The organism is Paenibacillus silagei (assembly GCF_017874735.1).
Lineage (GTDB): Bacteria > Bacillota > Bacilli > Paenibacillales > Paenibacillaceae > Paenibacillus_AQ > Paenibacillus_AQ silagei.
Genome location: NZ_JAGGLV010000004.1, coordinates 183,642 through 197,554, shown reverse-complemented (window position 1 = coordinate 197,554; position 13,913 = coordinate 183,642). Strand labels below are relative to the sequence as shown.

11 protein-coding genes are annotated in these 13,913 nt (G+C 54.4%); 6 read left to right on the top strand and 5 right to left on the bottom strand.

Annotated features, from left to right (window positions below; genetic code table 11):
• Positions 1–495: 495 nt before the first annotated feature.
• Positions 496–2,112: a mannitol dehydrogenase family protein gene (locus tag J2Z70_RS08235; RefSeq protein WP_209871386.1), complete on the bottom strand. Its 1,617-nt coding sequence runs from the start codon at positions 2,110–2,112 to the stop codon at positions 496–498.
• Positions 2,113–3,189: a mannonate dehydratase gene (uxuA, locus tag J2Z70_RS08230; RefSeq protein ID WP_076081214.1), complete on the bottom strand. Its 1,077-nt coding sequence runs from the start codon at positions 3,187–3,189 to the stop codon at positions 2,113–2,115.
• Positions 3,190–3,416: 227 nt separating this feature from the next.
• On the opposite strand from uxuA, the gene J2Z70_RS08225 reads away from it, so the two are divergent.
• Entirely contained in the window at positions 3,417–4,070 is a 654-nt protein-coding gene (locus tag J2Z70_RS08225) for a GntR family transcriptional regulator (RefSeq protein WP_036731680.1), read from the top strand.
• 207 nt (positions 4,071–4,277) lie between these two features.
• On the opposite strand, the gene J2Z70_RS08220 is transcribed toward J2Z70_RS08225, so the two are convergent.
• The gene (locus J2Z70_RS08220; protein WP_245368073.1) at positions 4,278–5,183 is read right to left on the bottom strand and encodes an AraC family transcriptional regulator; all 906 of its coding nucleotides are present in this window, start codon (positions 5,181–5,183) and stop codon (positions 4,278–4,280) included.
• A gap of 185 nt (positions 5,184–5,368) precedes the next feature.
• Here J2Z70_RS08220 and J2Z70_RS08215 point away from each other — a divergent pair, with 185 nt between their 5' ends.
• Together J2Z70_RS08215 and J2Z70_RS08210 are read left to right on the top strand one after the other, a co-directional pair.
• Positions 5,369–7,453, top strand: coding sequence for an alpha-glucuronidase family glycosyl hydrolase (locus J2Z70_RS08215; RefSeq protein ID WP_209871383.1), 2,085 nt, complete (start codon positions 5,369–5,371; stop codon positions 7,451–7,453).
• Between the two features lie 30 nt (positions 7,454–7,483).
• Positions 7,484–8,278, top strand: a complete 795-nt coding sequence (locus tag J2Z70_RS08210; protein WP_209871380.1) for a Nif3-like dinuclear metal center hexameric protein — start codon at positions 7,484–7,486, stop codon at positions 8,276–8,278.
• 64 nt (positions 8,279–8,342) lie between these two features.
• On the opposite strand, the gene J2Z70_RS08205 is transcribed toward J2Z70_RS08210, so the two are convergent.
• Positions 8,343–9,668 carry a sugar phosphate nucleotidyltransferase gene (locus tag J2Z70_RS08205; RefSeq protein ID WP_209871378.1) on the bottom strand — a complete coding sequence of 442 codons (1,326 nt, stop codon included), beginning with the start codon at positions 9,666–9,668 and terminating at the stop codon, positions 8,343–8,345.
• A 16-nt stretch (positions 9,669–9,684) separates the two neighbouring features.
• Positions 9,685–10,500: a DUF6492 family protein gene (locus J2Z70_RS08200; RefSeq protein ID WP_209871747.1), complete on the bottom strand. Its 816-nt coding sequence runs from the start codon at positions 10,498–10,500 to the stop codon at positions 9,685–9,687.
• A 217-nt stretch (positions 10,501–10,717) separates the two neighbouring features.
• Between J2Z70_RS08200 and J2Z70_RS08195 the strand changes: the two genes are divergently transcribed.
• From J2Z70_RS08195 to J2Z70_RS08185, 3 genes are all read left to right on the top strand, one after another.
• Positions 10,718–11,473, top strand: a complete 756-nt coding sequence (locus J2Z70_RS08195) for a YheC/YheD family protein (RefSeq protein WP_209871375.1) — start codon at positions 10,718–10,720, stop codon at positions 11,471–11,473.
• 295 nt (positions 11,474–11,768) lie between these two features.
• Positions 11,769–12,788, top strand: a complete 1,020-nt coding sequence (locus J2Z70_RS08190; protein WP_036731707.1) for a LacI family DNA-binding transcriptional regulator — start codon at positions 11,769–11,771, stop codon at positions 12,786–12,788.
• 125 nt (positions 12,789–12,913) lie between these two features.
• Entirely contained in the window at positions 12,914–13,909 is a 996-nt protein-coding gene (locus J2Z70_RS08185) for an ABC transporter permease (protein WP_209871372.1), read from the top strand.
• Positions 13,910–13,913 lie beyond the last annotated feature (4 nt).

The following is a 13,913-nucleotide window of genomic DNA, read 5'->3' as shown; positions in this document are numbered from 1 at the left end:
GCGCCAACTGAGTTAATGAGGAGCACAAGTGCCCCTGAATCCCTGAAAAGTTGGCTAAACGAGCAAATGAGGGGCACAAGTGCCCCTGAATCCCTGAAAAGTTGGCTAAACGAGCAAATGAGGAGCACAAGTGCCCCTGAATCCCTGAAAAGTTGGCTAAACGAGCAAATGAGGGGCACAAGTGCCCCTGAATCCCTGAAAAGTTGGCTAAACAAGTAAATGAGGAGCACAAGTGCCCCTGAATCCTCCGGAAGCGGGCAAAGTGAGTAAATGAAGAGCAGAGTGCCTCAGCTTCCACCGCCAGCGCGGGCCAACTTCCGCAGTCTAGTGTGATTTGGTGCAGCAGAAACGCAACACTCAGCTAAGCAGACCGGTTTATACATTATCACCCTACCAAAGAGATCCTTACAAGGTCACCATACAAGAAAGGCTAGGCCCTCCTTTTTCAAGGAGAGCCTAGCCTTTCTACTTATGTTCGCGCACATCCGCCCGTCCTCAGGCGGTGTACTTCTCCAGCGTAGCTCTTACCGCGCCCGGACCAGCCAGCATCTCGGTGAACATGCCCTCGATCGTCCCGCCGAGTCCGGCGGCGTACAGGTCCACGCCGAAGATGGCCTGGTCCTCCAGCACCGCGCGCACGCCAGCAGCCGTAGCAGCATCCGCGCCCAAGGCAACACCTTCAAGCCGCGCTTGCAGCGATTCCAGCAGCGGGTCGGAACTGAGCGTGAACGCAGCGCCTTCATCGTTCACGCCCAGCAGATACCGGCACCAGGCGGCAATTGCCAGCGGGATGGCCGTTAACTGGGCCGGGTCAAGATCATCCCGCCGGATATACGACTTGATCGTCTCGCCGAAGCGGATGCCGACCTTCTGTGAAGTATCGGTGGCGATCCGCTGCGGAGTGTCAGGGATGAACGGGTTGGCGAACCGTTCCTGCAGCACCTCGTCCAGGAATTGCTTCGGACTCAGGATGCCGGGATCAACCACAACCGGCAGGCCTTCCTTGTAGCCGATGGTCTCCACGAGCTTGCGAAGTGTGGCGTCCTTCATCTCATCGGCAATGAGCGTGTAGCCGAGCAGACAGCCGGTTACCGCCAGCGCCGTATGTAGCGGGTTGAGGCAGGTGGTTACCTTCATCGTCTCCACGTTGTTAACCGTGTCGCGGTCCGTGAAGATAATACCGGCTTCTTCAAGCGCCGGACGTCCGTTGGTGAACTTATCCTCAATGACCAGATACTCGCTGATCTCCGCGTTAACGAAGGGAGCAGTGTACGTGTTCTTGGAGGTGACGATCACATCCATGCCGCCGATTCCCTGTTCCAGCAATGCTGCCTGGACGGATTCGGACGGGCGCGGGGTGATTTTGTCGATCATGGACAGCGGGAAGGTGATCTTCTGCTCATCCTCCAGGTAAGCCACGAACCCTTCCTCTACAAGACCTTTGGCGGCCCATTCCTTGGCGATGGTAACCATGCCGTTCTTCAGCTTGTCGCCGTTATGCGAGCAATTGTCCATGCTGACGAAGGTCATCGGGTACTGGCCCTTCAGGTAACGCTTGTAGGCGAAGGAAGCCACGATGCTCATGGCATGAACCGGATGCTCCGGTCCGCCGGCAATGTCCTTCTGCACAATGCCAAGATACTGCCCATCAGGACCGGTCAGCGAATATCCCTTCTCCGTAATCGTGAAGCTCGCCATCTGCAGACTGGGATTCTCGAAAATCTCAGTCAGGCGGCTGTAGTCCGCTTCCCGCGTTTTATCTGCAGTGATGCCTTCGACAATGCTGCTGACGATCCGCTTCTGGAAGTCGCCGGCTGCATTCATCAGCACCAGCAGGGTCAGATTATCGTAAGGCTTATAGACCTTGTCGATCATCTCGAAGTCGAAGGTCTCGGCGGCGATGATGCCGGTATTGGCCTTGCCGCTGTCCAGCAGCTTCTGGTGCGCATTCGCCACGAAGCCTCTGAAAATATTCCCCGCCCCGAAGTGAACCCACTCCGGCTTCTCTAACGTATTCTGCGCTACCGCTGCGAAATCGAACTGCGGCAGCTCTACCCCTGCGGCTTCCCAGGCTTCCCGGTCCGCGATGCTGCTTCTGCTCAGACTCAGCATTTACTTGGCCCCCTTGACATTCTCCAGGCTGTCCCATACGCCGAGCAGATACATGATGCCCATCGCTCTGTCGTAGAGGCCATATCCCGGACGGCAGTTCTTTTCCTCGCCCCAGAGATGTCTGCCATGGTCCGGACGCACATAACCGGTGAAGCCGCTCTCATGATACGCCTTAACAACCTCCGCAACATCTACGCTGCCATCACGGCCCCGGTGGGATACCTCAATGAAGTCGCCGTTCTCGAACACCTTCACATTACGGATATGGGCAAAATAAATCCGGTCGTGGAACTCGCGGATCATCGCCGGAAGATCATTCTCCGGGTTGGTGCCGAGAGAGCCGGTGCAGAAGGTCAGGCCGTTATACGGGCTGTCCACCATGTCCAGGAAGCGGCGGATCGTATCGCGGCTGCGGATAATGCGCGGCAGTCCGAAGATCGGCCAGGCCGGATCATCCGGGTGAATTGCCATTTTGATATCCACTTCTTCACACACCGGAATGATGCGCTCCAGGAAATATTTCAGGTTGTCGAACAGCTTATCTTCGGTAACGTCAGCATAGGCCGCGAACAGCTCATCCAGCTTGGCCAGCCGCTCCGGCTCCCAGCCAGGCATCGTGAATTGTCCGGCACCCTTCAGAATGCGGTCTACCATCTCGCGCGGATTATCAGTAATGGCAGCCTTTTCATAAAAGAGGGCGTTCGAGCCGTCCGGCAGCTCCTTGTACAGCTCGGTACGGGTCCAGTCGAACACCGGCATGAAGTTGTAGCAGATGACCTTGACGCCAACCTTGGCGAGCTTGCGGATGGTATCGATATAGATGTCAATGTATTTGTCGCGGGACGGCAGTCCGATTTTGATATCATCATGAACGTTGACACTTTCAACAACCGCTGTGCTGAACCCCTTGGCTGTGATCTGATCGGCAACCTTTTGGATGTCTTCCATCTCCCAGACCTCACCGGCCACCTTGTGGTGCAGCGACCAGACGATGCCCATAACGCCCGGGATTTGACGGATGTGGTCAAGAGTGATGTTGTCATTGCCCTCGCCGTACCATCTCCAAGTCATATTCATTATCATTTTCCTCCTTAAGTAAGATAAGCATAAATACAAATGATAACCATTCGAAGCCTTGTGACAATTGACCTTACAGAACCAGCGTTACATGTGGCACAATCTTGTATACAAGATAGGATTCGTAATGATCATAGAATATGCGTTCATCTTTGTCAATGAAATTCATATCCCTTTTCTATATAATGGGGGGAAGAACAATCCCGAACAGAAAGTTGGTCTATTCCATGACTTCCAAAAAAGAAATAATGGCCTACCTCAAGCAGGAGATTCTCTCCCTTGAGCTGAAGCCGGGGGCGATGATCAGTGAGACGGCTCTGTCCGAGCGCTTCCAGCTGTCGCGGACGCCGATCCGTGATGTGCTGAAGCAGCTGTCCCTGGAGCAATACGTCGATATTTATCCCAAAAAAGGCAATCTCGTATCCTTCATAGACCTGGAGTCCGTGGAACAGATTATCTACCTGCGCAATGTGCTGGAGAAGGAGATTATGAAATCGCTGGCCGGGAATATCCCGCTTAAAGGGCTGCATGAGCTGAGGGACAACCTTGCGCAGCAGCAGAAGTGTATTGAGCAGGCGGAGGGAGCAGAGGTGTTCCTGCAGCTTGATGACCAGTTCCACCGCACCATGTTCGGCCTGGCCGGGCGCGAATTCCTGTGGGGTGTGCTCCAGCAGTTCAATGTGCACTATATCCGCTACCGGAAGCTGCACATGCTGAAGGATGAGAAGCTGGCCGCCATCCGGCAGGAGCACCAGCAGCTGCTGGATTATATCGTGCAGGGGGACACCGCCGGGATCGACGAGCTGCTGCACCACCATCTGCGGGCGGATATCGACTCCAAGAACCTCCAGGAGCATTTCGCCACGTATATCAAAAAATAGGGCTGGCCTTCAGCAAGCCCCGCCCGCAATAGCGCAAAAAGCCCGCCCTCATCAACGATGGAGGCAGGCTTTTACTAAAAATATAAGAACTTATAGGTTGCACACGATAACTTATCCTTCTATTTCCCGCTGAAACGGTACCGTCCTTTAAAAGGACGGCGAAGCCGCTTCTACTTGATATACAGCTGTACAGGCTCCGCGCTCTGCCTAGCTCCTGCCCTCGCGGTATTCCCGCGGCGACTGGCCGCTCCAGCGCTTGAACTGTCTGCTGAAATGGGCGATATCGCGGTAGCCGAGCAAGCCGGAGATCTGGCTGACGCTCAGGCTGTGGTCATCCAGCAGTACCTTGGCTTCATGCAGCATCTGCTCAGACAGGTAGACGCGGGGGGAGAGGCCGAATACCTGGCGGAAGACCCGGTAGCAGTGCGAAGGGCTGATCCCCAGCTCAGCGGCGATGTCGTCAACGCCATAATGGCTGTCATAGGGTACCTCCTGCTTGAACTGCTGATAGACCAGCCCCTGGAGACGGCTGCGGATCTGGTGGGCCAGCTCGATCCGCTCATAAGTGCCCGGGGAGGAATTGTCAGCCTCCAGGGAGAAGACCTCCCAGAGCTGGGCGAACAGCTCGAAGACGGCAGACTGCAGCCTCATGCGCTGGGAGATCGTGATGCTGCCGGAGCCGGAGGTGGAAATCTCCACCAGCCTGCTGAGGAGCGGTCCTAATCTGTGGGCAACATTGCTCTCTGAGGTGAATAATACATGATTCAACCGGCTGAGAAGTGAAATGAACAGCTTGTCATCAATATCGAAATGGATGCAAAAATAGGTGAAGGCCCCGCCGTTTCCGCTGCGGCTGGAGTGGATGTCGCCCGGCCTCAAGAGGACCAGATCCCCGGCGCGCTGAAGGTAGCTGTGGTTGTTGACGGTGAGCAGCTGCTCTCCTTCAAGCACATAATTGAATTCATATTGGGGATGGGCGTGCTGCGGATAATCCCATTCCCCGCTCACCTTGCGCAGATGCATGCCGAACAGGTTGAGCGTGGTTTTCACATCCGGGATGATAGTTTCACTAAGGCTTTGCCCCGGGACCGGCGGTTCAAAAGCTGCAACCAATAGGATCGCCCCCTGATACTTTGCGTTCTCATGATAGGGATGTACACTTGTTATTAGTATACAGGATTCTGCTTGATTTGGGTAAATATTAGCGTGATTTGACAATGTTCCGGGGCTGCGGCTGCGTGGTAGGATGAACCTGAATGAAATCTAGTATACAAGATGTATGCAGAGGAGATATGGACATGAGACAACAATCCGGGAATGAGTATGCTGCACAATATGACAGCGGATACAATGCGTGGTTAAGCTATCCTAAGCTTCAACAAGGCCCCCTATATAAGCAATATGCGAAATGGTGCGGAGCAGTATCCGTTACAGAAGGCGGGGAGACCATCCAGGCTGCACTTCAGGAATGGACAAGAGGCATTGCCTCACTATTGGACCTTGAGGCTGTCTCCAAGCCGCAGCTTGAAGATTTCGGTGTGGCCTTCGGCACCTTCACGGGTGATCATCCGCTGCTCCAGGGCTTGTTCGAGGACGAGACCGTCCAAGCTGTAGGAGTAGAAGGGTTCGCCATCCGAACCAGCCAGTCCCTTAAATGCATCGCTGTAGGGGCTTCCTCCCAGGCAGGTGTGTTATACGGCGTCTTCCATCTTTTGCGCCTGATTGCCAGCGGCAAGGACATTGAGAATCTGGATGAAATAGTGAATCCTGTGAATTCGCTGCGGATGATTAATCACTGGGATAATTTCGACGGCAGTGTGGAGCGCGGCTATTCCGGCAGATCCTTCCTGTATGAGAATAACCAGTTCACGAAGGATATGGACAGAATTACAGACTATGCGCGGCTGATGTCTACCGCCGGCATTAACGCTATAGCGATCAACAACGTGAACGTTCATGCGCTGGAGACGCTGTTTATCTCCACCTATCTGCCGGATGTGGCCAGAATCGCGGATATCTTCCGCATCTATGGCATCCGTCTGTACCTGTGCGTGAACTTCGCCGGACCTATGCATGAAGGGGAAGTAGGCACCGCTGATCCGCTGGATGCCGGCGTGAAGGAATGGTGGAAGTCGAGAGCCGCAGACATCTATGCTGCTATTCCCGATTTCGGCGGCTTCGTGGTCAAGGCCGATTCGGAGAACCGTCCCGGCCCGTTCACTTACGGACGGAACCATGCAGACGGGGCCAACATGCTGGCGGAAGCCCTGGAGCCTTACGGCGGCATCGTGATCTGGCGCTGCTTTGTATACAACTGCAAGCAGGACTGGCGTGACCGCAAGACAGATCGGGCCAGAGCGGCTTATGATCATTTCAAGCCGCTGGACGGCCAGTTCCATGATAATGTCATTCTGCAGATCAAGAACGGCCCGATGGATTTCCAGGTCAGAGAGCCGGTATCTCCGCTCTTCGGTGCCCTGGAACGGACGAACCATGTGATCGAATTCCAGATCGCCCAGGAATATACCGGACAGCAGCGCCATGTCTGCTATCTCGTTCCGCAGTGGAAGGAGATTATGGAATTCGATACGCAGGCCAAGGGCGGTCCGGCCCCAGTTAAGCGGATCGTTGACGGATCACTGTGGGGCAACCGCCTGAGCGGGATTGCGGCGGTATCCAATGTGGGCAATGACCGCAACTGGACCGGCCATCTGCTGGCTCAGGCGAATCTCTACGGCTTCGGCCGGCTGGCCTGGAATCCTGAGCTGAGTGCGGAGGAGATTGCGGCCGAATGGATCGCCTTGACATTCGGCACGGACACAGCGGTTGCCGGAGTGATCAGCCGGATTTTGCTGGACTCCTGGGAGATCTATGAGTCTTATACATCGCCGCTTGGCGTAGGCTGGATGATCAATCCCGAGCATCACTACGGCCCGAATGTGGACGGCTATGAATATTCAATGTGGGGCACCTACCACTATGCCGATCATCAGGGCATCGGGGTAGACCGGACCGTGGCGACAGGCACAGGGTACAGCGCCCAGTATATGGGCAGCAACGCCGTACGTTATGATTCCCTGGAGGAATGCCCTGATGAGCTGCTGCTGTTCTTCCATCATGTGCCGTACACTCATGTGCTGCATTCCGGCAAAACCGTGATCCAGCATATTTACGATACGCATTTCGAAGGTGCAGAGCGTGCCGAGGGGCTGCTGGACGCATGGGGCGGACTGAAGGGCAGCATCGCAGAAGGCCTGTACACTCAGGTGGAGGAGCGCCTTCAGGGGCAGGCGGCTCATGCCAAGGAATGGCGCGACCAGATCAATACGTATTTCTACCGCAAGAGCGGGATTGCAGATGCATTGGGACGGACTATTTATTAAATTATAGGTAATATCAAGGAGGAGAAGATCATGGCACTGACGTTCAGTGATGTGATGGAGCATTTAGCCGCAGGGATACAGCTGCCCGTGAATACGGTGGATAAGCTTGAGCCGGACGCTGCGGGAACAGAAGTGCAGGGAATCGTGACTGCCTTCGCCGCTTCGCAATATGTAGTGGAGCAGGCGGCCCGGCTTGGCGCCAACCTGGTGATCACGCATGAAGGTGTATTTTATAGCCACCAAGGTCACGGTAGCGCGCTGGAGCAGGATTCCGTCTACCAGGAGAAGTCTGCACTGATTTCAAGCAGCGGGGTAGGCATCTACCGCTTCCATGACACGATACACCGCTATGCGCTGGACGGGATCGTGGAAGGACTGCTGCAGGAGCTGGAATGGGAAGCCTATGTGGAGAGGCATCTGCCCGAGGTGTCGATCCTCTCCATTCCTGAGATGACCGTTTCCGGGGTTGCAGAGTATCTGAAGCAGAAGTTGAATATCCCTTATGTCCGCGTTGCCGGGAACCTCTCCGCCACCTGCTCCAGAGTGGGGGTACTGGTCGGTTACCGGGGGAATGGCCATTCGGTCATCCCGATGTATGAGCAGGAGTCGCTTGATCTGGTCATCGCCGGTGAAGGGCCCGAATGGGAGGTGCCTGAGTATATCCGCGATGCGGTCCGGCAGGGCAAGGACAGGGGACTCATCATGCTCGGCCATGCCGAGAGCGAAGCGCCGGGAATGAAGCTGCTGGCGGCGCGGCTGAGCCGTCAGTTCCCGGAGGTGCCGGTACAATACATTCAAGAGCAGCCAGTGTTTCAAATCCTATAATTAGCGTAGCTTAGAGATATCCCTAACCGCCCGCCACGGCTGTTTGGGATATCTCTTTGTTGTGTCAGCGATTCTGCCTACGCTGGTTATCCCCCGCTTCGCCTATCTGCACCTCAATGAGCTTCATTGCGCTCCAGGCGCTGACCGTATGTCGTTGTCCTCTGGCTATGGTATAGATCCCGCCTGCCGCTGCTTCAGCTGCGCACCCATCCACCCGTACCTCACCGTGGCCGGACGCAATCATCCAGGACTTGGTACAATGATCACAGGTCATCTCAGGTATGCTATGGCCCGGCAGCAGGGTAAGCATTGCCGTAAGGACAAGCCGGGAGCCGTCTGATTCCCGGTCCAGCACGGTATAACTGCCCCAGCCCGTTTCACCATACCTCGGCTCCGTTACTGAATTCTCCGCCAGAATATCCTTGATGGTGTTAGCGTCCTTCTTATCTGCGATCAGGATGCCTTCGGGACCGGCTATGGCGACTATACCGGAGACCCCAATGACATGCAGCGGCACCTCCAGCTCGTTGATAAGGTGACTGTCTCCGCATTCTCCCCATAGCCCGCCTACTCCAATAACCTGCGATGGCAGCCGGGCTGTCAGCGTATCCCAGCTTCCCAGGTCGGACCATTCCCCCTCATGCCTTACGACAACAGCCTTGGTGTTGCGTTCTGCCACTTCCTTGTCGAAGCTGCGCACCGGGAGCTCTGGGTACAGTGCGGTTAATGCTGCGAATTCCACAGGCAGCCCCAGCCGCTCCAGATGCTCCAGCAGGAAGCCGAGCCGCGCAGCGAACACCCCGCAATTCCATAAGGCCTTCTCCTGCATCAACTCCAGGGCTTTAACTTTATCCGGCTTCTCTGCAAAAGATAGTACCGGAGCATACCCGCCATCGTCCTCCTGTGCCGGGACGATATAGCCGTATTGCTCTGAGGGATAGGCAGGCTTCGTTCCAAGCAGGAGGAGTTCGGCCCCAGAATCGGGCAGAAGTGCCTCGAATCGATGGAACTGGCGGAAGAAATCATCATCCGCATACATGTCTGCTGGAGCGATACAGATGATGTCCTCCGGCTGTGCCTTTCCGGTGGCAAGCAAGTGCAGCGCGCCGAACGCGGCAGCAGTGAAGGTGCCGCGCTTGCACGGCTCTCCAATTACCGGATAATTGCTTCCGGTATACCGCTGCGTGAGGGCTACCTGCTCCTGATGGGCCACGAGCAACAGGGATTTATCCAGTCCGGCCTGACTGAGCTGACGGCATACCCGCCCGATCATGGATTCTGTGTCCCCGCCCGGTGCAGGCAGGAGCTGCAGGAACATCTTGGAGCGGATGCTGCCGGACAGAGGCCACAGCCGCTGGCCGGAGCCGCCGCACAGAAGAATAGTATGCATCACGTTTCTTGCCTCCTTAAGGCTTGCCCGGAGTGGAGTATCCCTTGCGCTGGTGGAAGGAGAGCGAACGGTAAGTCCCGGCGTACTTCCGGATTTGCGCCTCAGTCAGCGAGCCCGCCGGGGTCTTCAGTGCTTTATTATTGGCATTCTTGAGCAGCACAGAGGTGCGGTCTGCGCTGTACACGTAGTTGGCATAAGTCTCGAATTCGGAGAAGCCGAACTGCCGCTTCTTGTTGATAGAGTGCAGAATAGCCGCGTGCCAGGACATGCCGTGGCGGGCTGCTATTTTTCTTTTGAGACTGGCCAGCTTCGCGGAATCAAACAGCATGTAGTGGGTCACGAACGACTTGGGTGAAGGCGCAGGGGTACCGAGCAGCTTGCGGTAGGTGCGGAAATACTCCGGCTGGCTCCAGTTGCGGCAATAGAAGATACTTTTCCCGCCGGCACGGAAGCGATGGGGACGGATGAGCACCGTATCTGCATCAATGACCAGGAAATACTTCTCACGGCACACCTGATCCCCATTCATCTTGAGCAGCTGCTGATACAGCCAGCCTGACCGGTTCCAGCGGGAGGAGGAATAGCGGATCGCTTTTTTGGTGAATGGGAGGACGGTGGTTTCATTGACAAAGATGCAAGCTTTCCGGGAGCACAGCTGTCTGATTCTACTATTCTCCGGCGAGACAATGTAGATATTGCTGATAGAGTGCTGAACATAACGGCGAAGACTATCAATCACATAAGGGAGGGTGGCGAGATCCTTTTCGATAGCAGGAATCAGGACGTCGATCGGTGGAGCGCTTGAGGTTACACTTACAGCAGCAAGGGACATAGATTCATCTCCATACATATATTGACATTTGATCGTCTTCACTAGCGTATGCCTGCTGAGCTGCTATGGAGAGGGCAATTATCCCGCACAAGTTAATCTTTCTATACGGGGCAAATGATATATTCCACGGCACCTCCGGCGGCATAGGATGCAGTGAATATGTAATCTTATGTTAAAACGGAGCGTTGGCTCCCAGCCCGGACAGGAGAGTGCATAAGTGACAGCCAAACCCATTCATTCAGGACTGAGCAAATGGTATAAGACACAACTGCTGCTTAAGAACGAGAGTATTAAGGGGTTCATCCCCGATACCCGGAGATTTAACAGGCGTAATCTGGAGCAGATGATGCACGGCTATGGAATGATCTATATCAAGCCGGAACGGGGAACGTATGGCATGGGCGTGATCCGCGCGGAGTGGAAGGACCGGCAGGGATATATGTATCAGTATGAGGAGACCGTGCGCCGTTTCGCTACGTTTGAGGCTTTTCATCACAGTCTGGCGACAAGAATCGGGAAGAGGAGTTATCTGCTGCAAAAAGGTATCCATCTGCTGAAGCATCACGGGCGCCGTTTCGATATCCGGGTGATGGTGCAGCTCAGTCCCAAGGGCGTATGGGAAGCTACGGGGATTATCGGGCGGCTGGGGCATCCGCGCAAAATTGTGACCAATTACCACAGCGGCGGCAAACCGACCGCAGTGGAGCATTTGCTCTCTACCCATCTGTCTGCGCAGCAGCTTGTGCAGCTTAAGGGGGAAATGAACCGGCTGGGCACACGCATAGCGCGGCAACTGAAAAAGACTTATCCGCACCACCGGCAATTCGGTGTAGATGTCGGACTAGACCACTCACTGAAGCCGTGGATCATTGAAGTGAATATGAATCCCGATCCCTACATTTTTAATCAGCTGAAGGATAAATCCATGTACCGCAGAGTGATGCGTTACCGGCGTGTGGGCTTGACCAAATAATACGATATGCCAAAGGAGGGCCTGCCAAGCTGTGCAAGGCCTTTCTTCGGCATAAGGCTGTGATGTGTAACCTTACTCCGGCATAGCTAAATCCCGCTGTCTTATAGTAAAATAAGATGAATTTAATGACATAGAAGTTATTGTATGCTAGACAGAGGTTAGGCCTTGTGTCTGGCGGGCAATAATGAGCGGAAAAGGTGGCAGGACAAGCCCATGAGAAAAAGTGTTGTATTTAAAGCGGTTTCATGTTACTTTAGAGTCAATAAAAACGTTTTTATCAAAAAGGAACATTGATATGGCTAAGATAACGATCAAAGATGTCGCACGGGAAGCCGGGGTCTCCATCTCGACGGTCTCCAACGCCCTGAACGATGTGGATGTGCTGAGCCCGGAGACCAAAGCGCATATTCTGAAGGTGGCCCAGCGCCTGAATTACGTGCCGAATCTGAACGGTAAGCTGCTGAAATCGGGTACCACGAAGATGCTGGGTTTTTTCACAACAAGTGTATCCGGTCCATACTTCTACAAGCTGGTAGAATCCATGTCCCGTCAGTGCGACCGCCTGGGCTATGGCCTGAATGTATTCGTCACCAAGGACAAACAAGTCATTATGAGCAATATCCTCGGACGGCGGGTGGATGGTGTCATTATCTATGAGGAGCTGGGCATCGACGAGCAGGACATTGCCGCTATGAAGAAAGACAAGATCAAGGCGGTGTTTCTGGACCGGGTGCTGGAGGATGAAGGGATGGGCAGCATTATCTTTGATTCCTATGAATCAGGCTATGAGGCTACGAAGTATTTAATCAGCCTGGGGCATAAGCGGATTGCCTATATCTCCGGCGTGGATACGATGTTCGATAGCGTGCAGCGGAAGGAAGGCTATCTGGCCGCGCTGCGTGAATACCAGCTTCCGGTGGAGGAGGAGTTTATCCTCCAGGGGTATTTTGAGGAGGACAGCACCTATAATGCCGTGAAGTCTTACCTCCGCCTGCATCCCGCGAGAGTCCCCGACGCCTTCCTGGCCGGCAATGATATCAGTGCAATGGGCTGTATTCAAGCGCTCAAGAGCTACGGTTATGAAGTGCCGCAGGATGTTAGCGTGATGGGCTTCGATGATATTGATATCGCCCCTTATTATTCGCCGCCGCTCACGACGGTAAGGAATCAGATTGCAAGACAGGGCATGCTGGCGATCGATCATCTGGTCCGCATGATTCAAGACAAGGAGCAGGGCGCAGCACAGAAGCTGCAGGGTGAGCTTGTAGTAAGAGGCTCAAGTCATGTGAAGCTGGAGCGGAAGGACCGCAGATAGAGGGCAGCGGGTGAAACTGATTTTACAGGAGGGGGATTTTTTGCGCCAAAATAAAAACGTTTTTATTGCTTTGAGCACCAATGTGAGCACCATCAGGATATCTCAATGGAGAGGGGGACAAGATCATGAATAAAACATCAGCGTCTACAACATCAGCTTCCATCCCGCCAGCTGTTCCGCCGTCCGCCAAGAAGCCTGTGGGGCAGCGGATCAAAGAATTTGTAACCGATTACAAGAGGCAGTGGGAGATTCAATCGATGGTGCTGCCGGGCATTATTTTTATGATTATTTTCTGCTACATACCTATCTACGGGCTGACCATTGCCTTCAAGAATTACACGGTCATTGATACCCTGTCTACTGCACCTTGGGTGGGCCTGGACAACTTCAGGATTATTCTGTCGGACGAATATTTCTGGGATGCTGTCATCAATACGCTGGGCATCAGCTTCCTGAAGCTTGGGATCGGGTTCATCATTCCGATTATCCTCGCCATTATGATCTACGAGCTGAACATGGGCCGCTTCAAAAAATTCGTCCAAACGATCTCCTATCTGCCGCATTTCCTGTCGTGGATCGTCCTGGGCGGGATGCTGATCACCTGGTTCTCCACCTCGGGGCTGTTCAATGAGCTGCTGCTGAATCTTGGGCTGATCTCGAAGCCTTCCAACATCCTGCTGGATGCAGGCAAGTACTGGTGGATTGCCACGTTGTCCGATATCTGGAAGGAAGCCGGCTGGGGCACCATTCTGTATCTGGCGATTATGGCCAAGATTGACCCCACCTACTACGAAGCGGCCCGGATTGATGGAGCCGGCCGGCTGCGTCAGATCTGGAATATCACCCTTCCGAACATGAAGGCGATCATCAGCCTGAATCTGATTTTGACGGTAAGCGGCCTACTCGGCTCGAATCTGGATCAGACGCTGGTCTTGATGAACTCGCAGAACCGGGAGAAAGCAGAGGTTATCAACTCTTATGTCTACCGCATGGGGATGACGCAGGGCGATTTCTCTTATGCTACGGCTGTCGGCCTCGGTGTCTCCATTGTCTCGGTAATCCTGCTGCTTATGGCCAACAAGGTCACCAGTAAATTGAACGATAATCAATCCGTGTTGTAGAGGG